At 67.5% G+C, this 20,232-nt stretch carries 17 protein-coding genes and 2 pseudogenes; 4 read left to right on the top strand and 15 right to left on the bottom strand.

The window, feature by feature from the left end; translation table 11 throughout:
- Positions 1-6: 6 nt before the first annotated feature.
- Positions 7-798 (top strand): hypothetical protein, encoded by a 792-nt coding sequence (locus IEY68_RS29120; protein WP_058856549.1) that lies wholly within the window; start codon positions 7-9, stop codon positions 796-798.
- Between the two features lie 42 nt (positions 799-840).
- On the opposite strand, the gene IEY68_RS29115 is transcribed toward IEY68_RS29120, so the two are convergent.
- Positions 841-2,136, bottom strand: a complete 1,296-nt coding sequence (locus IEY68_RS29115; RefSeq protein WP_058856548.1) for a TetR/AcrR family transcriptional regulator — start codon at positions 2,134-2,136, stop codon at positions 841-843.
- Between the two features lie 455 nt (positions 2,137-2,591).
- The gene (locus tag IEY68_RS29110) at positions 2,592-2,765 is read right to left on the bottom strand and encodes a hypothetical protein (RefSeq protein WP_156426367.1); all 174 of its coding nucleotides are present in this window, start codon (positions 2,763-2,765) and stop codon (positions 2,592-2,594) included.
- Positions 2,766-3,082: 317 nt separating this feature from the next.
- Between IEY68_RS29110 and IEY68_RS29105 the strand changes: the two are divergent.
- A pseudogene (locus IEY68_RS29105) lies at positions 3,083-3,328 on the top strand (Rieske 2Fe-2S domain-containing protein); the annotation flags it as partial.
- Positions 3,329-3,359: 31 nt separating this feature from the next.
- Here IEY68_RS29105 and IEY68_RS36495 read toward each other — a convergent pair.
- The 9 genes and pseudogenes from IEY68_RS36495 to IEY68_RS29065 all read right to left on the bottom strand — a co-directional run.
- Positions 3,360-3,464: pseudogene (locus tag IEY68_RS36495) on the bottom strand (SDR family NAD(P)-dependent oxidoreductase); the annotation flags it as partial.
- Positions 3,465-3,625: 161 nt separating this feature from the next.
- On the bottom strand, positions 3,626-4,273 hold the full coding sequence (locus tag IEY68_RS29100) for a formylglycine-generating enzyme family protein (protein WP_082681603.1): 648 nt from the start codon (positions 4,271-4,273) through the stop codon (positions 3,626-3,628).
- A 151-nt stretch (positions 4,274-4,424) separates the two neighbouring features.
- Complete coding sequence (locus IEY68_RS29095; RefSeq protein WP_058856546.1) at positions 4,425-5,465, bottom strand: NAD(P)-dependent alcohol dehydrogenase; 1,041 nt, start codon at positions 5,463-5,465, stop codon at positions 4,425-4,427.
- Positions 5,466-5,699: 234 nt separating this feature from the next.
- Positions 5,700-7,643 carry an acetoacetate--CoA ligase gene (locus IEY68_RS29090; protein WP_058856545.1) on the bottom strand — a complete coding sequence of 648 codons (1,944 nt, stop codon included), beginning with the start codon at positions 7,641-7,643 and terminating at the stop codon, positions 5,700-5,702.
- Positions 7,644-8,018: 375 nt separating this feature from the next.
- A complete protein-coding gene (locus tag IEY68_RS29085) occupies positions 8,019-8,870 on the bottom strand; it encodes an HpcH/HpaI aldolase/citrate lyase family protein (protein WP_229719102.1) in 852 nt (283 codons plus the stop codon).
- 40 nt (positions 8,871-8,910) lie between these two features.
- On the bottom strand, positions 8,911-9,441 hold the full coding sequence (locus IEY68_RS29080; protein ID WP_229719101.1) for a MaoC family dehydratase: 531 nt from the start codon (positions 9,439-9,441) through the stop codon (positions 8,911-8,913).
- Positions 9,438-10,598, bottom strand: coding sequence for an acyl-CoA dehydrogenase family protein (locus IEY68_RS29075; protein ID WP_058856543.1), 1,161 nt, complete (start codon positions 10,596-10,598; stop codon positions 9,438-9,440). Before IEY68_RS29075 ends, IEY68_RS29080 begins: the two co-directional genes overlap by 4 nt.
- Positions 10,599-10,650: 52 nt before the next feature.
- Positions 10,651-12,729, bottom strand: coding sequence for an acetyl/propionyl/methylcrotonyl-CoA carboxylase subunit alpha (locus IEY68_RS29070; protein WP_063000347.1), 2,079 nt, complete (start codon positions 12,727-12,729; stop codon positions 10,651-10,653).
- A 5-nt stretch (positions 12,730-12,734) separates the two neighbouring features.
- On the bottom strand, positions 12,735-14,354 hold the full coding sequence (locus IEY68_RS29065; protein WP_058856542.1) for a carboxyl transferase domain-containing protein: 1,620 nt from the start codon (positions 14,352-14,354) through the stop codon (positions 12,735-12,737).
- Positions 14,355-14,447: 93 nt separating this feature from the next.
- Here IEY68_RS29065 and IEY68_RS29060 point away from each other — a divergent pair, with 93 nt between their 5' ends.
- On the top strand, positions 14,448-15,053 hold the full coding sequence (locus tag IEY68_RS29060; RefSeq protein ID WP_058856555.1) for an SACE_7040 family transcriptional regulator: 606 nt from the start codon (positions 14,448-14,450) through the stop codon (positions 15,051-15,053).
- Positions 15,054-15,189: 136 nt separating this feature from the next.
- On the opposite strand, the gene IEY68_RS29055 is transcribed toward IEY68_RS29060, so the two are convergent.
- From IEY68_RS29055 to IEY68_RS29040, 4 genes are all read right to left on the bottom strand, one after another.
- The gene (locus IEY68_RS29055) at positions 15,190-15,831 is read right to left on the bottom strand and encodes an HAD family hydrolase (protein WP_058856541.1); all 642 of its coding nucleotides are present in this window, start codon (positions 15,829-15,831) and stop codon (positions 15,190-15,192) included.
- Entirely contained in the window at positions 15,828-17,015 is a 1,188-nt protein-coding gene (locus tag IEY68_RS29050) for an MFS transporter (protein WP_058856540.1), read from the bottom strand. Before IEY68_RS29050 ends, IEY68_RS29055 begins: the two co-directional genes overlap by 4 nt.
- Positions 17,016-17,729: 714 nt before the next feature.
- Positions 17,730-18,257, bottom strand: a complete 528-nt coding sequence (locus IEY68_RS29045) for a flavoprotein (protein WP_058856539.1) — start codon at positions 18,255-18,257, stop codon at positions 17,730-17,732.
- Positions 18,254-19,471 (bottom strand): helix-turn-helix domain-containing protein, encoded by a 1,218-nt coding sequence (locus IEY68_RS29040; protein ID WP_058856538.1) that lies wholly within the window; start codon positions 19,469-19,471, stop codon positions 18,254-18,256. The genes IEY68_RS29045 and IEY68_RS29040 overlap by 4 nt, the downstream gene beginning before the upstream one ends.
- Before the next feature lie 460 nt (positions 19,472-19,931).
- On the opposite strand from IEY68_RS29040, the gene IEY68_RS29035 reads away from it, so the two are divergent.
- Entirely contained in the window at positions 19,932-20,225 is a 294-nt protein-coding gene (locus IEY68_RS29035; protein ID WP_063000323.1) for a hypothetical protein, read from the top strand.
- Positions 20,226-20,232 lie beyond the last annotated feature (7 nt).

Raw genomic sequence — 20,232 nt, 5'->3', positions numbered from 1 at the left:
ACGACGATGAGTGACGACAAGTCAGTGGAAGCCGGTACCGGGGAAGCCGAGGAGACGGTGAATCCGGCGGCGGGGGCGGCGGACGAGAAAATAGCCGCGGCGGATTCCGAAGCTGTTGCCGGCGAATCGAAATCCGCGGCAGCCGAATCGTCTTCGGCGGCTCGGGACAGCGGGCCCACCGAGTCGGTGAAGCCGGGCGGTGATCGACCAGACGGTGACGTGGTCCGGTCGGTGAAGCCGGGCGGCGACCCGGCCCGCGCCGGATCGGAAGGGCCGCGCAGCACGTCCCGGCCCGCCCGGCCACTGATCGCCGCTCTCGTCGCGGCAGCGGTTCTGCTGCTCGGCGCGGTAGGAGTCGCCGGCTATCTCTTCGTGCAGGAGCGCGACAAGTCCGCGACACTGGCCGCATACGAGGAAGCGCGACAGGCAGCCTGCCGCTACGCTCCGGTGCTCGCCAATTACGACGCGAAGAACCTGGACCCGTACTTCTCCGCTGTGACAGCGGGCGCCACCGGCGACTGGAAGCGGGAATTCGAGACCACCACCGCCGAACTCCGTGAGGCCCTCGTCGCGGGGCAGGTGGTCTCCGCTGCCGGCGATATCCAATGCGCGGTGAAATCGGCGGACGAGACTTCGGCGGAGACCGTGGTGGTGATCGGGCAGACCATCAGCAGCCTCGGCACCCGGGGACAGCCCGCGCCGGGGCAACTGAGCATGGTGATGCGGATGCAGAAGATCGACGGCAACTGGCTGGTCGATCAGATGATCACGCCCCTGGCCCCCAGCCCGGCGCCTTGACCGGAAACGGCCGCCGGACTCGGATGGCCGTTCGCCCGGGCGTCAGCTGATGGAGTGTCCGTACAGAACTGTGCGCATGAGCAGGGAGACCCGCTCCTGCGAGGCGGTCGCGACAGTGCCGAACGCGCGACCCAGGTCGACGACCAGGGCGAAAGCCGCGTGGACGAGGAAGCGCGTCTGTGGACCGGACAGTTCCGGGCGGACCTGGCGGACCAGTCGCGCCCATTCCTCCACGCTCAGCCGCTGCACATTGCGCAGGGCGGCGCGTTCCTCGGCGGGAACGTGCTGGAATTCGGTGTAGTAGACGAAGGTGAGCTCGCGTTCGGCGAACGAACCCTCGACGTACTGATGGATCAGTGAATCCAGTGCCTCGCGCGGTCCGGACGCCCCCGCGACAGCGGGACCGATCGCGCTGGACACCCGTTCGGCGGCGCGCCGGAAGGCCGCGGCCAGTAGATCGCTCTTACCGCGGTAGAACCGGTACACCGCCGAGGCGGCGGACAGGCCTGCCGCGGTGGCGATATCCTCCACACTCACATTCGGATAGCCGCGGGCGTGGAAGAGTTCCACGCCCTTGCGTAGCAGTAGTTCGTGCTTGAACGACTCCGGAATCTCCACCGGCCGAGCGGGTGCGACGGCGGCGGGTTCGGGGAGCGAGACTTCGGCGAGGTCCATCGCAGTGGTGACGAGCAGTCCCACAAGGGCTTTCGTGGGCAGCGTCGCATGATGGTCGGCGATACTGGTGATCACCGACAGCAGTGCCACTACCAGTACCTGGCGATCCTGCCCGCGTACATCGGGCCGATAGGCGGCGAGCTGGGTACCCAGCGCGGCCAGTACCGCGTTCTGCTGCGCGTCCCGGATCTCCCGATCCGCCGGTTCCAGATAGCGGCCCTCCCATCGCACCAGCGCGACACTGGCCCGATTGGCCACCGTGACCGCGCACAGCCCCTCCAGCACGCCGCGCAGTCGCTGCTCGGGTTCGGCCGCGGTGGCCTCGGGATCGAGTCGTACCGCGTCGGCCATGGCCTGGCCCACGCGCAGGGACTCCTCCTGGAACAGCGCGTACTTGCTGGGGTAGTGCCGGTACAGTGCGGCGGAGCTGATACCGAGCCCGCCGGCGATATCCTCCATGCTCACGCTGTGGTATCCGAGCGCACCGAACGCATTGGCCGCGGCTGCGGCGATCTGCGCCCGCCGGTTCTTGGGCCGGCGGCGCACGGGCCTGGCCGCCGCGGCGCTCTCCTGCTCCCCGGCGGCGTCGTCAGCCGGATCCGCGCGACCGTCCGCGCGCACCGACGGCGCGGACGACCGGACCCGGCGATTGTCGACGCTCATTCCGCAATCCTAACGTCGGGTAACCAGCGACAACGCCTCGCACCCCGCTCAGGGGCAGTTTTCGGCGGCGAGCGCACAGCGCGCCGTTTCCGGCTCGTCGCCGGAACGGGGCCCGGGAACCGGACGGATACGCGCGCTCCCCGATGTGGTGTCTGCGCGACGCGCCGCCGGATCCATTCCGCCAGCCACTGCGCGCCGGGTCCACGACCGACGTAGCGCAGACCGCGTTCTCGGGGATCACGGAACTGTGGCCGCGGAGTTCACCGACGCGCACGATGGTCGCCGGAGCCGCGCGGTGGCGGCCGCCGTCTCAGCACCGACATTCGCCGGCCCGGCCGCGACCGGAATGCAACCCGACTCGGAGCGGCGGCAACCGTTCCGTGACGACAGAACCCCGAAATTGACAATTACTTGTCTGGTTTCGACTTCCTGACCGGCGAAAACTTAGGCGTGCGTCAGGAAAGCAAACGTCCATCAACCGGAGGTCGGGAAATGTCGGCCAGAATCACCAAACTCTTAGCCGCGAGCGCGAGCGCGATCGCCTTGTCCTTGAGCGTCGTCGCGGCCCCCGCCGCCTCGGCCGCGACGGAACCGGTCACCCCGGTCACCGGGTCGGTCGTGATCTGCATCCCGTTCGGAATCGCGTCGATCTGCTTCTGAGTTCGCGGCCGCTACCCGCCCACGATCGCCGGCCCGGTCGAGCTACGGCCGGAGCTCGCGTCGGCGGGCGGGTCTGAGCGTGTCCGTCCCGGGGGCCACTCCCACGCTCCCCTGAGCATCCGCAGCGGGGCGATCCGACGCCGGCCGACCGCGGTGCCCGCTGCCTCCGCCGCAGGCAGGGCCGGGCCTGAGCGTATGCCGAAACCTGTCCACTGACGGGGAACGGAGCCGGGTCCACCGCGTGCGCCGGGTCACTATCGGCGCAGTTACTCAACTCCGCTGGAACATGGAGGTTCCGATGCCGGCTCATGCACCGAACGGGCGATCCCAGCACGGTACAGACGAATACAGGCAGATCGAGGCGGCGGCGGCCCCGACCCGGTTCGCGCGCGGCTGGCACTGCCTGGGCCTGGCGAGATCGTTCCGGGACGGGCAGCCGCACGAGGTGAAGGCCTTCGGTACGACCCTGGTGGTCTTCCGCTCCGAGATCGACGACACGCTGCACGTACTCGACGCGTACTGCCGCCATATGAACTGGTCAGGATCACCGACCCGCCGCCGCGCGCGATGATATCGGCGCCCTCCTCGGCCAGCCGGCGGCAATGGGCGCGGCCCATCCCACCGGCCGCCCCGGTCACCACCGCTACCCGGTCCTGTAGGCGCTTCATCGCGCGCCACCGGCGAATACCGTATCCATACGGGCGACGCCAGGTCCCACCGATTTCCGGCGGTGCCGTTCCTCCCGGTCACCGGGCCGTGACCTACACCGCTCCCGCTGGGTGGGAAGGGCGCCATCGCGACGGCGCCATGGGCCCGGCCGGTCGGGCGATCAGCACGGTGCCGACCGCGCGATTCGGAATCCGATATCGTCGAGCCGGACCGTGGGGTGACTGCGGCGGCGCACCGAGGCGCGGCAACTCCAGTGTGCGTCGAACCAGCCACCGCCCCGAAGCACCCGGTAGCTGCCGTAGACATCCGGATCGTAGAGGTCCCAGCACCATTCCCAGACGGTGCCGAGCATATCGGCGAGCCCCCACGCATTGGGTTGCTTGGTGCCGACTTCGGGCAGTCGGCCGTCGGAATTCTCCCGGTACCAGGCGATATCGTCGAGCCGGCCGTAGCGCGGTCCGGTCGTGCCCGCGCGGCACGCGTACTCCCACTCCGCCTCGGTCGGCAGTCGATATCCGTCGGCCGCCGCGACCCGATCGACCGCGCCGTCGTCGCCGATCCGGTACATCGGAGTCATACCGCTTCGTTCGGACAGGGCATTGCAGAAACGAATCGCCTCGTCCCAGGAGACGCTGTCGGCGGGCAGCCGATCGCTCCGAGCCCCGTCCGTCGGGCAGCCCGAGACCTCTGCGTACTGCCATCGGGTGACCGGAACGGCCGCCAGCTGGTACGGCCCGACTTCCACCGACCAACTGCGCTGGGTCCGCCGATCGGACAGCGTCACCTGTCCCGGCGGGATATCGACCATGTCGAGCCCGGTCGCGTGCGCATTCACCACACGAACCTACCGGCAGGTGCGCGACAGGGCGGGAACTGTCCGAACCACCCGTCGATCACGCGCAGACCTCGCGGCGGATGTCTACCGCGAGGTGGTGCTTCGTCGGTTGTGTTCGCCCGCGCTACGGGACGATGACCGCGCGGCCGCGCAGAGTTCCGGCGGCCAGCCGGCGATACGCCTCGGGCGCCGCGTCCAGGCTGAAACGCTCGGTGGCGATATCGAGGACCCCCTCGTGGGCGAGGTCCACGAGTTCGATCAGCTCGGCGCGCGCGCCCCAGTACGGCGAGGTCGCGGCCGCCTCGTAGGGGCTCACCCCGAACCCGACCCGCGCGGCCGATCTGCCGTCACCGATCCCGACGATGGTCACATCGGAGTCGATACCGGCCACCGCCATGGCGGTATCGATGGTCGGCTGGAAACCGACGAAATCCAGCACCAGGCTCGCCCCGGCCGGGCCGGTGATCTTGCGGACCTTGCCGGCGGCCTTCTCGTCGGAGAGCACCGCCTCGTGCGCGCCGACCGAGCGGGCGAAATCGAGTTTCTCGTCGTTCACGTCCAATGCGATGACACGGGTAGCGGACAGATGCCGTAGCAACTGGATGGCGACATGGCCGAGACCGCCGCTGCCGATCACCACCGTCCAGGAGCCCGGCCGCAGTTTGCCCAACGATCGTTTGATCGCGTGATAGGGCGTCAGGCCCGCGTCGGTGAGCGGCACGGTGGCCACCGGGTCCAGATCGCCGATGGGTACCAGATGGCGGGGCGAATCGACGATCAGGTACTCGGCGATGGCGCCCGGCGAGCCGAGCCCGGGCGGCATGATGCCCAGCTCGGCGGCCCGGGAACAGTAGTTCTCCAGACCCTGCGCGCAGAACCAGCAGTTTCCGCAGCCCCAGGGCCCGTAGACGACGACATTCGTGCCGATATCGATCCCGCGCACCCCGTCCCCGACGGCCGCGACCTGTCCGGCGCCCTCGTGTCCGAGGGTCAGGGGAAGCTCGATGCCGAACTGTTCGGGTGGGTTGTTCATGACGAAATCGTCGGAATGGCAGACCCCCGCCGCGGTCACCCGGAGCAGGACCTCCCCGGGGCCGGGTTCGGGGGTGGGAATCTCGCGGACCTCCGGTTCCGCCCCGGCGGTCACGTATTGCAGTGCCTTCATAGCGCCTGTCCTCTCCGAGCCGAGCGACTGGGTGCGTACTGGTGACGGTAGCGAATGCGCATGGACAACGGTTGCCGACCAGGCTAGTCCGGCGGCGTCCCACCGGCCCAGTTGTGGAATACGACACGAGCTCACCGGGATCAGGCCCGCGTGTCGGCGAAACGATCTCTGCCGTCCCGGGAGCGTGCAGTGGTGGTCAGTCGGTCGTACCGTCGGCGCCTTCCGCGGCGGGGGTCAGCGGTTGCCGGGCGGGCGGATACCGGTGAACCAGTCGAGCAGATCGGGATCATCGACAGCGCTGCGCTCCACCACCCGCGCCGGATCGGCACCCTGGAACAGGCGTTTGATCGGGACCTCGAGTTTCTTACCCGTGCGGGTGTGCGGAATCGCGGGTGCGGCCAGGATCTCGTCGGGGACATGGCGCGGCGAGACCTCGGTGCGGATGACCTCGTTGATCCGGTCGCATAGTCCGTCGGTGAGCTCGGCGCCCGGGGCCAACACCACGAACAGCGGCATCCAATAGCCGCCGCCGGGTTGTTCGGCGCCGATCACCAGGGCCTCGGCGATCTCCGGCAGGCGCTCGACCGCCTGGTAGATATCGGCGCTGCCCATCCGGATCCCGTGCCGGTTCAGGGTGGAATCGGAACGGCCGTGGACCACCACACTGCCCCGGCCGGTGAGGGTGATCCAGTCGCCGTGCCGCCAGATACCGGGGTAGGTGTCGAAATAGGCGTCGTGGTAGCGGTTGCCGTCCGGATCGCGCCAGAACTGCACCGGCATGGACGGCATCGGCGCCGTCACCACCAGCTCGCCGACCTCGCCGCGGATCGGTTGTCCCACCTCGTCGAAGGCATCGAGCGCGACGCCCAGATACGGCGCCGAGAGCTCACCCGGCCATACCGGGACCGTGCGTACGCCACCGGCGAACGCCGACACCACATCCGTACCGCCACTGATCGACGACACCGGCACACCCCCGGCGTTCTCGTGCAACCACAGCGCCGACGCCGGCGGCAGCGAGGAACCGGTGATACCGATCAGCCGCAGTGCCGAGAGGTCGTGCTCGGCGACGGGTACCGACCCTGCCTTCATGCAGCCCAGAACATAGCCCGGGCTGGTGCCCAGGACGGTGGTGCGGGTGCGGGCGGCGATTTCCCAGAGGCTGTCCGGCCGAGGGTGAGCGGGACTGCCGTCGTAGCAGACGATGGTCGCACCGGCGAGCAGACCGGCGATCTGGAAGTTCCACATCATCCAGCTCGGACTGGTGTACCAGAGGAACGTATCGGCCGGACCGATATCGGATTGCAGCGCCACGGCTTTGAGATGTTCCAGGACCACACCGCCGTGGCCGTGCACGATCCCCTTGGGCAGACCGGTCGTACCGGAGGAGAAGACGATCCACAGCGGATGCGCGAAATCCACCGGCTCGGTTTCCAGGCCCGGAGCTCCGGCCGGATCCGCTGCCGCCGCCCACGGGGTGCTACCGGGGATCTCGACGCCCAGCCGCTCGACCACGACGGTCGCGCGCAGACTGTCCAATCCCTCACGCAAGGTGGCGATATCCGCACTCTTGTCGTGTGTTTTCCCGCCGTAGCGATAACCGTCGGCGGTAACCAGAACCACCGGTCGCAGCTGGCCCAGCCGGTCCAGTGCGGCCTTCGCCGAATAGTCCTGGCCACATGCGCTCCAGACCGCTCCGATCGCGGCCGTGCCGAGGAAAGCCACCACGGTCTCGGTGATATTCGGCAGATAGCCGATCACCCGGTCGCCGGGGCGCACCCCGAGATCGCGCAGCGTGCGCGCGAACGCGGCGGCCCCGGCCAGCAGATCCGCCCACGAGGTCTCGGTGACATCCGTAGTGCCCTCGGTAACCTGTAGTACCGCCGGACGGTCGGTTCGTGCCTGACCGGCCACCCGATCCACATAGTTCAGAGTCGTACCGGGGAACCAGCGCGTATGGGGCATCTCCGGGCACGGCAGCACCTCATCGGCGATGGGCCCGAGGTCGAAGTACTCCCAGACGGCCAGCCAGAAATCGGACAGGTTGTCCACCGACCAGCGCCACAGCGCGCGGTAGTCCGGTAGTTCGGCTCCGGTCCGCGCGGCGACGAAACGGGCGAAATCGGTGATCCGGGCGTCGGCGATATCCCGTTCGCTCGGTACCCACTGTGGTTCCACCGGGTAACCCTTCCTGTGCTGTGTTCGGCGCCGTTCGTGGCGGGAGTGAGTGCTGTCCTGTTGCCGAAAGGGCTATCCGGGCAGGACGCGAGATCATGCGCCCATGTTCGACGATCGCTCCGGCAGTCGCATCCGGTTCTCCCGCCCCTCGGTTGTTCGTGGTCTCGAACGTTCCCTCGAACAGTGCGATGAAACCCACGGCGGCGAGCCGGTTCTCCGGGAATCGGTCGAACGTGGTGTCCTGCGCTCGGCCGGTACTTCGATTCGGAGTCGGGTGCCGGTGGGTCCTGCTGGAATGTAACTGTTTCACAGTTTCTCGGGGCGCGCGCACCGGAAGTCCGCTCCGGCATGCCATCGAATACTGCCGGCGTCATCTCAGTGAGTGCTCTGTTCGTCGCCCGGGGCGCGCAGGCAGATCTGCTCGGCGTGGCGCAGCAGAGGCGCGTCCACCATGCGGCCCTCATAGGCGAAGACACCGCGATGGTTCGGTGCGGCGGCGAGTACCCCCCGGGCCCACTCGATCTCGTCCTGCGACGGCGCGTACGCGGCCCGGATGACCGGGATCTGCGAAGGATGGATGGCGACCTTGATCTCGAAGCCCACCGCCACCGCGTCCTCGGACTCGATACGCAGTCCGTCGAGATCGCGGATGTTCAGATACACCATGTCCAGGGCCAGCCGCCCGTATGCTTTGGCGGCGAGCAGGCCGGTGCTGCGCAGGTGCAGTGCCACATCGCGATAGCTGCCGTCGGCCCGGCGGGTGCCGGTACCACCCATCGCGGCGACCAGGTCCTCGACTCCGCACATCACGCCGCGGGTATTGGCGGCCGAAGCGATCTGCTGGATCTCCAGCGCGCCCAGCGGTGATTCGATCAGTGCGAACACCTGGTATCCGGACAAGCCGGTCACCTGGTGGATCGACTCGGTCTTGGGCAGCATCACCAGCCGGTAGGCGGTGCGGCGCAGTGCCGCCAGGTCCAGTTCGTGGTCGGGGGTGCCCGCCGCATTGACCCGGACCACCGTGGTCGCGGGGTCGAGCGGAGTCTCCACGAGGGCCGTTCGGGCGGCGGGTTTATCGGCCGGGGCCACGCCGTCCTCGAGGTCGAGGATCACCACATCGGCGGTATCGGCGGCTTTGCGGTAGCGCTCCGGGCGGTCGGCCGGGCAGAACAGCCACGCCGGGCCGGGGGACTGCCAGGTGGCATCCACGCTGTTCTGATCGGTCACCGGTCGTACCTCCTGACGCTGCTTTCGCCGATCGTGAGCCTCACGCCTGCTCCCCGGTAGGGCGCAACCTGATCAGCGCGTTGCGGACGGCCACTCCGACGACTGTGCCGTGTTGATTGCGGGCGACGTGACGGAAGGTGACCACGCCCTGACCGGGCCGGCTCTTCGATTCCCGTTTGTCCAGCACCACGGTCTCGGTGTACACGGTGTCGCCGTGGAACAGCGGCGCCGGGAACTTCACCTCCTCGAAGCCGAGGTTGGCGACCGTGGTGCCCTGGGTCAGATGCGCGACCGCCTGCCCGATCATGGTGCCCAGGGTGAACAGCGAGTTGACCAGCCGTTCGTGGAACGGCTCTTGAGCGTCGCTGAAGGCCTTGTCGATATGCAGACCCTGGGTGTTCATGGTCAGGGTGCTGAACAGGACGTTGTCGGTCTCGGTCATGGTCCGGCCGGGACGGTGCTCGTAGAGCACCCCGGTCTCCAGTTCCTCGAACCACAGCCCGGTCTGCACGACCCGTTTCAGGCCGGAGGTGTCGTGGTCGACGTCCTTGGTGATCTTCTCGCCACTCACAGGCCGAGCTCCCGTCCGATCAGCATGAGTTGTACTTCCGTGGTGCCCTCGCCGATTTCGAGGATCTTGCTGTCCCGGTAGTGCCGGGCCACCGGGTACTCGTTCATGAAGCCGTAGCCGCCGAAGATCTGGGTGGCGTCGCGGGAGTTGTCCATGGCGGCTTCGCTGGCCACCAGTTTGGCGATGGAGGCCTGCTTCTTGAAGGGTTTGCCGGAGAGCATGAGCGCGGCGGCGTCGTAGTAGGCGGTGCGGGCGGTGTGGGCGCGCGCCTCCATCCGGGCGATCTTGAACGCGATCGCCTGGTTGCTCCCGATCGTCTTCCCGAACGCCTCCCGCTCCCCGGCGTAGCGGACGCATTCGTCCACGCAACCTTGGGCGGCGCCGACGGACAGCGCCGCGATGGCGATCCGGCCCTCGTCGAGGATGCGCAGGAAGTTGGCGTAGCCGCGACCGCGTTCGCCGAGCAGGTTCTCTTTCGGCACCCGGACGTCGGTGAAGGTGAGTGGGTGGGTGTCCGAGGCGTTCCAGCCGACCTTGTTGTAGGCGGGCTCGGCGGTGAATCCGGAGGTGTCGGCCGGGACCAGGATGGTGGAGATCTCCTTCTTGCCGCCGACCTGCCCGGTCACCGCGGTCACCGTGATCAGAGCGGTGATATCGGTGCCGGAGTTGGTGATGAACTGTTTGTTGCCGTTGATCACCCAGCTGTCCCCGTCTTCGGCGGCGGTGGTGCGGGTCCCGCCCGCGTCGCTACCGGCGCCCGCCTCGGTGAGCCCGAACGCGCCGAGGTTCTGTCCGCTCGCCAGCCGGGGGAGCCACTCCTGCTTCTGTTTCTCGTCGCCGAAGCGGTAGATCGGCATGGCGCCGAGCGAGACCCCGGCCTCCAGGGTGATGGCGACGCTCTGGTCGATCTTGCCGAGTTCCTCGAGGGCCAGACAGAGCGCGAAATAGTCGCCGCCCATCCCGCCGTACTCCTCCGGGAACGGCAGCCCGAACAAGCCCATTCGCGCCATCCCCGCGACCACCTCGTACGGGAAACTGTGCTCGGCATCGTGTTTCGCCGCCACGGGGGCGACCACCTGGTTCGCGAAGTCCCGGACGGTCAGAGCCAGGTCGCGGTAGTGCTCGGGCAGTGTGCCGGTGGAGAGGAAATCGGTCACCAGTGCCTCATCTCGTTTCTCGGGGACGGTTTCGCCTGTTCTCGGACCGGAATCAGTGCAGGGCGGGTTCGGCGGCGGGCTCCGGGTCGGTCCCGGCCGCCGGTTCCGGATGCACGCGCGCGAGCACCTCGTCCAACCGCACCGAAGCGCCCGCCGCGACGAGTACCTCGACGATGCCCGGCAGCGGCGCGGTGAGCGAATGCTCCATCTTCATGGCCTCGACCACCAGGATCGGCTCTCCCGCGGTCACCGGCTTCCCGGATTCCGCGGTCACGGTGAGCACCGTGCCCGGCATGGGACTGCGGATCTCGGCGTCGTGCGCGGCGGCGTCGTCGGCGCGCACGGATTCCTCGGCGAGTTCGCGCAGCAGCGCCACCCCGGAGGCTCCGGCGACCCAGATCGCGTCCGTGGATTCCGCGACGCGGTACTCGCGGCGGATACCGTCGAGAGTGAGCGTCACGGTGTGGACCACGGTCCCGGGCGGGAGCCCGGCGGACGTATCGTCCGGGCCGAGTCGTGCTGTCGCGCTGGCGGGTTCGCCGTCCTCGATCCGCACTTCGGCGGCATCGGGTGTGCCGGTGAGGTGGACGTGCACCACGCGGTCCCCGCCCGTCAGCCGGACCCGGATCGGTGCCTGCGTACCGACCCGCCAGCCGTTCGGATATGCCCACGGATCGGCCGGCGCCGCCGGCCAGCGCCGCAGCCACCGGTAGACCGCTGCGGCCGCGAAGATATCGTCGGCGACCGGCGGTGCCCGGAAATCACCGGCCCGGCGGTCCAGCAGCGCGGTGTCCAGTCGGCCCGCCGCCACATCCGGGTCGGCCAGCAGGAAACGCAGGAAGTCGATATTGGTCCGGACCCCGAGCAGGACCGTATCGCCGAGCGCGTGGTCCAGGGTGGCCAGCGCGGCATCGCGGTCGTGACCGTGCGCGACGACTTTCCCGAGCATCGGGTCGTAATCGCTACCGACCACCGTGCCCACCGCGAGCCCGGAATCCACCCGGACCCCGGGACCGCCGGGTTCGGCGAGGTCCAGGACGGTGCCGCCGGTCGGCAGGAAATCGCGGGCCGGATCCTCGGCGTACACCCGGGCCTCGACGGCATGGCCGTGCAGCCGGATATCGCCCTGCGCCAGCCGGATCCGCTGACCCGCCGCGATCCGGACCTGGCATTCCACCAGATCGAACCCGGTGACCATCTCGGTGACCGGATGTTCCACCTGCAGGCGGGTGTTCATCTCCATGAAGAAGAACTCGTCCGGCCGGTCGGCGGAGACGATGAACTCCACCGTCCCCGCGCCCACATAGTCGACGCTGCGCGCGGTGGCACACGCGGCGGCACCGATCCGGGCGCGCGTAGCGGGGTCCAGCAGCGGTGAAGGTGCTTCCTCGATCACCTTCTGGTGCCGCCGTTGCAGACTGCATTCGCGTTCGCCGAGATGGAGCACGGTGCCGTGGGTATCGGCCAGGATCTGCACTTCGATATGCCGGGGCCGGGCGACGAAACGTTCCAGGAACAGGGTGTCGTCACCGAAGGCCGCGGCCGCCTCTCGTCTGGCGCTGACCAGCGCCGCGGGCAGATCGGCGGGATCGTCGACCCGCCGCATCCCCTTACCGCCGCCGCCCGCGGACGGTTTCACCAGCACCGGGTAACCGATATCGGTGGCCGCCGCGACGAGCGCGGCATCGGTCAGCCCCGATTCGGCGATCCCCGGGACGACCGCGACCCCGGACGCGGCGACCGTGGTCTTCGCGGTGATCTTGTCGCCCATGATCTCGATCGCCGCGGCCGGGGGGCCCAGGAAGACGATTCCGGCCGCGTCCAAGGTGGCGGCGAAAGCGGCGTTCTCGGACAGGAACCCGTATCCGGGGTGGACCGCGCCGGCGCCGGTGCGGCGCGCGGCGTCGACGATCCGGTCGATGTTCAGATAGCTGTCCCGGGCGGGTGCCGGACCCAGCCGCACAGCTACATCCGCGGCTCGGACGTGCGCGGCGTGCGCGTCGGCGTCGCTGTACACCGCGACCGAGCGCAGGCCCATGGTCCGCAGCGTCCGGATGACCCGTACCGCGATCTCACCACGATTGGCCACCAGCACCGTGTCGAAGGGCAGGGGGTGATTCGAGTTCAGCATGGTGATCACATCCGGAAGACGCCGTAGGAGACCGGCTCGAGCGGTGCTTGCGCGCACACCGAGAGCGCCAGTCCGAGCACTGTGCGGGTATCGGCCGGGTCGATGACGCCGTCGTCCCACAGTCGTGCGGTCGAGTAGTAGGGGTTGCCCTGGGCTTCGTACTGTTGCCGGATGGGTTCTTTGAACGCCTCCTGATCGGCAACGCTGCACGGCCGGCCGTTGCCGTCGAGCTGATCACCGCGCACTGTGGCCAGTACCGACGCCGCCTGCTCGCCACCCATCACCGAGATCCGGGCATTCGGCCACATCCACAGGAACCGTGGTGAGTAGGCCCGGCCGCACATCGAATAGTTCCCGGCCCCGTAGGAGCCGCCGATCACTACGGTCAGTTTGGGCACCCGCGCGCATGCCACGGCGGTCACCATCTTCGCCCCGTGTTTGGCGATACCGCCGGCCTCGTAATCGCGTCCGACCATGAAACCGGTGATGTTCTGCAGGAACAGCAGCGGGATCTCGCGCTTATCGCAGAGTTCGATGAAATGCGCGCCCTTCATGGCGGATTCGCTGAACAGCACTCCATTGTTGGCGACGATGCCCACCGGATGGCCGTGGATATGCGCGAAACCGGTGACCAGGGTGGTGCCGTATTCGGCTTTGAACTCGTGGAATCCGGCGGCGCCGGTGGTGTCGGCGTCGACGATGCGGGCGATCACCTCGCGTACGTCGTAGGGCGTGCGCAGATCAGCGGGGACGATGTCGTAGAGCTCGTCCACGGGGGCGGCGGGTTCACGGGCGGGACGCACCTCCCAGGCCGGTTCCGGACGCGGACCCAGGGTGGCGACGATCCGGCGCACCGTGGCCAGGGCGTCACGGTCGTCGTCGGCCAGATGGTCGGTGACCCCGGAAGTGCGGGAATGCAGCGCGCCGCCGCCCAGCTCCTCGGCGGTCACCACCTCACCGGTGGCCGCCTTCACCAGGGGCGGTCCGCCGAGAAAGATCGTGCCCTGGTCGCGCACGATGACCGCCTCGTCGCTCATGGCCGGTACATACGCGCCGCCCGCGGTGCACGACCCCATGACCGCGGCGATCTGGGCGATACCACGGGCGCTCATGGTGGCCTGGTTGTAGAAGATGCGGCCGAAATGTTCGCGGTCGGGGAACACCTCGTCCTGTTCGGGCAGGTACGCGCCGCCGGAATCCACCAGGTATACGCACGGCAGGTTGTTGTGCAGGGCCACTTCCTGGGCGCGCAGATGCTTTTTCACCGTGACCGGGTAGTAGGTCCCGCCCTTGACCGTGGCGTCGTTGGCGACGATCACGCATTCACGCCCGGAGACCCGGCCGATACCGGTGATGATGCCCGCGCCCGGACACGCGTCGTCGTACATACCGTCGGCGGCCAGCGGGGACAGTTCCAGAAACGGACTGCCGGGATCGAGCAGCTGGTCCACCCGATCGCGCGGTAGGAGTTTGCCGCGGGCGATATGCCGCTGCCGGGCTTTCTCCGGTCCGCCGAGCGCCGTTTCGGCGAGCCGGTGACGTAACCGGTCGGCCAGGGCGAGATTCGCGGTCCGGTTATCGGATCCGGACCGGGTGGCGGGCGCTGGGCTCGCGGTGCGGGTCATCGCGTCATCCTGACGTATGAGTTAATCACTGATAACTGGAAATGAGGTTAATCTTGACTAACCGAGTTGTCCAGAGCTGTGAAAGGAGTGCGGGTGACCAGTGCCGAGTCTGCCACCCCTACCCGACGCGAACTTCTGAAACAGGAGCGGCGCGGCCAGCTGCTGATCGCCGGGGCGCGGCTCATCGCCGAACGCGGATACCTCGGTATGCGCCTCGACGACCTGGGTGCCGCGGTCGGCATCAGCGGCCCCGCCGTCTATCGGCATTTCCCCAACAAGGAAGCATTGCTGATCGAACTGCTGGTCGGGATCAGCCGCCGACTGCTCGACGGCGGCACCCTCGTCGCCGCCGACGCGGCCGGACCGCCGGAGGCGCTGGCCGCACTGGTGGATTTCCACCTCGACTTCGCGCTCGGCGAACCCGAGCTCATCCGCATCCAGGACCGTGACCTCGACAATGTGCCGCCCCCGGCCCGCCGGGAGATCCGGCGCACCCAGCGCCGCTACGTGGAGATCTGGGTGGGGGTGCTGTGCGAACTGACACCCGCCCTCGACGAGGAGACCGCACGAGTACAGGCTCACGCGGTGTTCGGGCTGCTCAACTCCACCCCGCACAGTGCCGGGCCCGTTCGCGGTCGTACCCGTACGGTGCTGCGCTCGATGGCCCTGGTCGCGTTGACCGGTTCGGTACCGGACTGAGGTGAAGGTTGGCACCGGCGGCCCACGAAAACGCCCGGCCGGGATACCTCGGCCGAGCGTTCTCGTGGGCGCGCGTCGAACCCCGGCCTGGTGTCGTACCGACCTCGGGGCCCTTGTGGCGATGCGTGGGTACTACCTACGCTGCGGCCTCGAATCGCAGGTGGGTTTCGATATCGGCGGGGGATCCGGTGTAGTGGAGAGTGCGCAACCCCAGGTCGGCGGCGGCCCGGCAGTTGTCGGCACGGTCGTCGATGAACAGGACGCGGCCGGGATCGCGGACGCCGGTCGCGACGAGTGCGTTCCGGTAGGTAGCGGGGTGGGGTTTGTTCATGCCGAGCCGGGCCGAGTAGAGGGCGTCGGTCATCAGCGGGCGCCAATCGGCGGCGTCGAGCGCATCACTCACCGGATGGGGTGCGTTGGAGAGCAATACCATCGGGAGCCCTGCCTGCCGAAACCGGTGTAGGAGCGCGACGACGCGATCGTCGGTCCGGGTCCACAGCGCGGTGTCGACGGCACGCAACCGGATGAGCAGTTCCGGGTTCGGGCGATGACCGAGCACAGCGGTCCAGAAGCCCGCGTCGTCGAGCTCGCCGGAATCGTAGGGTTCCCGGGCGCTCCAGAAAGCGCTCTGGAAGTGTCCGAGCTGGTCGGTGCCCCAACCGGTGAGTTCGGCGAGTCCGCTCCAGCCGAGCAGGGTGGGCTGCAGACCGATGACGCCGTTGTAGTCGAAGATGATCGCGTCCAGTCGCGGGGGCCGATACGAGAGTTCGGTTGTCATTTGTTCTCCAGGGCTCGATGGGACAGTCCGGCCACGCCCGCGGCGAGCAGGGCGGGCAGCATGAGGGCGACGGGCAGGGATGTGACGGCGGCCAGCGCGCCGATGAGCGCCGGTCCCGCGAGGAGCCCGAGGTAGCCGGTCACGGTCACGGCGGCGATCCCGCGAGGACCGCCGGCCCCGGCCGCGCTGATCAGGACGGGGATCGTGACGGACAGGCCGAGGCCGAACGCGGCCCAGCCGACGAGCGCCAATGGAATGCTGGCCACCGCCGAGCCCGTGAGAAGTCCGATCGAGGCCAGAATCGCACCCGCGCGCACCACATTCGAGGCACCGAAGCGCGCCGTGAGCCGATCACCGACGAGACGGCCAGCGGCCATGGCCGCGCTGTATCCGGCATAGGCCGCGGCACCGATCGCGGCGGATGCGTGCAGCCCGGTGAGGTGGACAGCCGACCAATCCGCCGCGGTGCCTTCGCCCAGCAGACATCCGGCGGCCAGTAACCCCAACAGCCAGAGCCGGGCCCGCGACAGTTCGGGCCGGCCTTCCCGTGTCCCCTTTTCCACCGGATCGAGGGCCGTGGCCGGCCATCCGATACAGCGGGTAGCCGGTGCCACCCCGACTGCGGCCACCATGACCACGACCGCGGTGACGCCGAATACATAGGTGTGCGAGTAGTGGGCGCAGACAGCGGCGAGCACCGCCCCACCCAGCGCGCCGAGACTGTAGGCCGCGTGCAGGCCCGACATGATCGGGCGACCGTATGCTTCCTGGCACCGGACCGCCGCGACATTCACCGCGACGTCCAGCACACCGTGCGCGGCCCCGAAGAGCAGAGCCGTGGCGGCGAGTGCGATCGCAGATCCACCGATACCGAGCAGGGCGAGACTCGCGGCGAGACAGATCCCGCCACCGGTCAGCAGTCGGGGAAGCCGGCCGGGTTCGGCGATTCGCCCACCGGCACGGAGGCCTGCGACCATACCGACCGCGGCCGCGAGCAGGACCGCGGCCAGCCCGGCGGTGTCCAGCCCGGCGGCCGCCTGTACGGCCGGAATCCGTGTCCCCCAAATAGCCATCACTACGCCGAGTCCGGCGAAGTATCCCGTCAACAACCCCCGACTCCGCACGACGGCATCGGATACTTTTTGTGCGCGTTCCAAAGCCGGGGGCGCGCTTGTATGCGTCATGAGATCTCCATGAATTCAGGCGCCGCAATAGGTTTCGCGGGTCACGCGAAATCGGCTGCGGGGTAAGACAATTCCAGACTCTTTCCACGACGAAAGAGGCGAATGAACAGCGGAATGACAGAATGTTGCGCGGGTCGAGAGTCGAAGATGATGCGACGCTGCACGAACAAGCCGAAACATATCAACGGTTGTTGCGCTGTACCACCCGAGAACGGGTCTCAGTGACCTGCTCCACAAAGTGCCACCCGAAGGTCTCACCGGAGTCGTTGCCCGGAACCACTCGCCGGTGCCGCATCCGGTCCTCGGACAGCTCCGAGTATGTGTGCCCTCCGCCGAGATGATCTGGCTCCCAGACCTACCGGCGTCTGACCGACCCCTGCGAGCAACAACCGCTCGGCCACAGATTCGACTCGTATCGACGGACCGCACGGCCACCGGCCCGGTCGGCCCGACCTGCGCGCTCCGGACTCGGGCGATCGCACCGTGGCTGCACGCCCTCGCCCGCCCCTTCGGCACCAGCCGCTATCGAGGCACAACCGAGGCCCTGCAAATCGGCTCGGCGATCGAGGAATCTCGATCCTGCTCTCGCGTACGACCGGCGCACGGGCGCTGCCGCCCGCGAAATAGTTACTCGCTACCCTGTCGGGTCTCCGGGCGCGAGCACACTTGGATCACGCTGTGCCCGAAACCGAACGCACCGACTCGAGACCTCTCTTATTCGAGCGCCTTCAGGGCCAGACTCCAAGGATAGGTATCAAGTACCTTTCCGCCTGTTCGTGGTGGGTGCGGCTCGAATTCTCCGGGCCCGAACAGTACGCGTATTCCGGCGTGCCGAAGCTCTTCCACACTGCGCACGAACACTCGGTTGGCCGCGAGTGCTTGATTGACAAACGGCAAGACCACCATCTTGGCCCCGAGTCCGGTCAGTTCCGCAAGCTGGTTGAGCGCGTACGTATCCGAGATTCCTGCCGCCCACTTGTTGATCGTGTTATAGGTCGCCGGTGCCACGATGACGCCGTCTGGTCTCGGTAACGGCTCATCACCAGGTTTCCGGTACGACGTGCGCACTTGATGGCCGGTCGCATTCTCCAGATCCTGAATGTCCAGGAAATGTTCGACCGCCGCCGGGGTGGCAATGCAGTACACCGACCAGCCCTCGGCCTGTGCTGAGGTCACCATCTCGATTACCCGACTCGCTGGACCTGCGCCACAGATGAACAGGTACAGAACGCGGTCCCTCATGCGGTGACGCCTGCCCGCGATGCTATCCGTCGCACGGCACGCCCCGTATCCTCGCCGGTATTTTTCAGCATTGCCCGGAGTAGGCCATGCGACAAGGGGCGGCAGCGGACCTCCTCGGGTGCGATTCGATCAGCGTCGATCAAGGTCCGGGCGGCGTCCGTATATTGGCCGGTCTGGGTATACGCGGAAGCGATGTCGAGCATGTAATTGACTCTCCGCTCCGGTGGCAGATTCGAAATAGATTCCTGATCAATGGTTTGGGCATATTCCAACGCTTGCCCCGGTTCATGCAATCGAACAAGGGCGGCTACCCGATGAAGCCCAACATTTGTAGGCCCGAAGAACGTTCGGTGCATATCGTAGCCGGGACAAAGCCTTTCAGCTGCCGCTCGTGCTTGCTCATGCATCAGGAGTGCTGTGTCTGCGTCTTCCTGATCGGCTGCCGCGATCGAGGCAGCCAAAAACAGCATGCCGTACAACGACAGTAATTCGTCTGCCCGCGTGTCGAGTTCGGGTTGCATTCGGTCGGTCATGCCTGTGACAGCGTTGATAGCACTCGTTAGTTGCCCCGTGCTGGTCAGTGATCGGGCGACGCTGCGTGTCGCTCTTGCGAGGGCTAACGTGTCGTCCACTGCCAAGGCTTCTTGCATAGCGCGATCTGCTGCAAGCCACGCCACGTCGTTGGTCTCGAACTTCAGGAGAACCGAGGAAGCCAGCCGATAAGCCAGGACCAGCGTTCGGGTTGCCGGGATCTGTTGGGAAGGCTGAGCGATGTAAGCCAACATTCGGGCCTCGTGCAGCAGCCGCGGAAGATAGCGAACTACAACCGTGAAATGCGAAGAAAGCCAGGCCTGATCAACGTATTTCAGTTGCTTGGTTACTCGATCGAGAGTCGGCTCTTGCTTGCTGTCTTGTGCCGACAACGAGGGGTACCGACTCAATGCCTCGCGAATAGTCCGCACCTCGACGGCATCCACACACCCCACCGTCCGGCGAGCGGTTGAGATGTCGGTCAGGGCGGCGGGATCAACGCCGAGAACCTCGGCTACTCGGTCGAGCATGGGCAGGCGAAGAAGATTGCGCTCGCCCTTTTCGATCTTGTCCAGCCACGACGTCGAGCGGCCCACCATGTCAGCGAACTGTTGCCGGTCGAGGTTGCGCCGGAGCCGCCAGTATCGAACGCGGCGACCGATTGCGTGAGCTTGCTCGTCCATGCGGCTGGTCTCTCACTACCTCGAGGTCTGCGGGGCGGGTGTGAGGCGTAGCGGGCCGAAGCGCGGCCATGCGACACCGGCTCAACAGTACTGATCTCTCCGAAACCGAACTAGCTGTAGGTACTCACACATTTTGTACAAACCGCAGTCTGTCCTCGCTCATAGTGTCGTCGCCATGACCAGCAACAACGCCATCCTCACAAGGCTTCGATCGAGGCTGGAGCCGATCGGATCGGCAGATACCGAAGGTTGCCGACTTCCGCAGCGCCTGAGCGGTCGGTTTCATCCCGTCAGGTACCACGTCGAGCTTCTCGCTCGGTCGGGTATCCACCCCTGCGCGTATCGCTCATACCTATGACGACGGCTCGAGTTGTTACGTCGATCGTCAACAGGCGAGGAGTCGGCTTCCCGGCCCGAGCAGGTCGAACCACCACACGACAACCATGAACGAGGTATCCGTATGTGTCACGAGACACCGGCCCTGCCCGTCAGGGCTCCGCACAATCTGGCCATGGCCGCCACGGTCCGGCTGTGGCAGGCGGGCAAGAGGTGGGTTGCCGATGACCCGGTGATTCTGCGGCAGCTGGCCGACGGGCTCCGGGCGTTACCGGCTGGCTGTCCCACGGCGCACTGCCGGTCGCGGGACCCGATCCGCGGGTACGCGCATGCCCATCAGGTGATGGATGTGCATGCCGCGCATCGCTGTCCGCGTTACGAGGCGGCGGCGGCGTACGCGGCGGAGGTGCGTCGGTGACCACCGC

Source organism: Nocardia jinanensis (assembly GCF_014645735.1).
Taxonomy (GTDB): Bacteria; Actinomycetota; Actinomycetes; order Mycobacteriales; family Mycobacteriaceae; genus Nocardia; species Nocardia jinanensis.
Note: the sequence above shows the minus strand (reverse complement) of the source record. Positions and strands in the feature narration are given on the sequence as shown.

What these genes read in the sequence shown, in the direction of transcription:
- IEY68_RS29045 (WP_058856539.1), bottom strand. Translation starts at nt 18,257, where the DNA reads ATGAGGGACCGCGTTCTGTACCTGTTCATCTGTGGCGCAGGTCCAGCG.
- IEY68_RS29065 (WP_058856542.1), bottom strand. Translation starts at nt 14,354, where the DNA reads ATGACCCGCACCGCGAGCCCAGCGCCCGCCACCCGGTCCGGATCCGAT.
- IEY68_RS29100 (WP_082681603.1), bottom strand. Translation starts at nt 4,273, where the DNA reads ATGGTCGATATCCCGCCGGGACAGGTGACGCTGTCCGATCGGCGGACC.
- IEY68_RS29035 (WP_063000323.1), top strand. Translation starts at nt 19,932, where the DNA reads ATGTGTCACGAGACACCGGCCCTGCCCGTCAGGGCTCCGCACAATCTG.
- IEY68_RS29095 (WP_058856546.1), bottom strand. Translation starts at nt 5,465, where the DNA reads ATGAAGGCACTGCAATACGTGACCGCCGGGGCGGAACCGGAGGTCCGC.
- IEY68_RS29070 (WP_063000347.1), bottom strand. Translation starts at nt 12,729, where the DNA reads ATGCTGAACTCGAATCACCCCCTGCCCTTCGACACGGTGCTGGTGGCC.
- IEY68_RS29120 (WP_058856549.1), top strand. Translation starts at nt 7, where the DNA reads ATGAGTGACGACAAGTCAGTGGAAGCCGGTACCGGGGAAGCCGAGGAG.
- IEY68_RS29055 (WP_058856541.1), bottom strand. Translation starts at nt 15,831, where the DNA reads ATGACAACCGAACTCTCGTATCGGCCCCCGCGACTGGACGCGATCATC.
- IEY68_RS29115 (WP_058856548.1), bottom strand. Translation starts at nt 2,136, where the DNA reads ATGAGCGTCGACAATCGCCGGGTCCGGTCGTCCGCGCCGTCGGTGCGC.
- IEY68_RS29050 (WP_058856540.1), bottom strand. Translation starts at nt 17,015, where the DNA reads ATGACGCATACAAGCGCGCCCCCGGCTTTGGAACGCGCACAAAAAGTA.
- IEY68_RS29040 (WP_058856538.1), bottom strand. Translation starts at nt 19,471, where the DNA reads ATGGACGAGCAAGCTCACGCAATCGGTCGCCGCGTTCGATACTGGCGG.
- IEY68_RS29110 (WP_156426367.1), bottom strand. Translation starts at nt 2,765, where the DNA reads ATGCAGATCACGACCGACCCGGTGACCGGGGTGACCGGTTCCGTCGCG.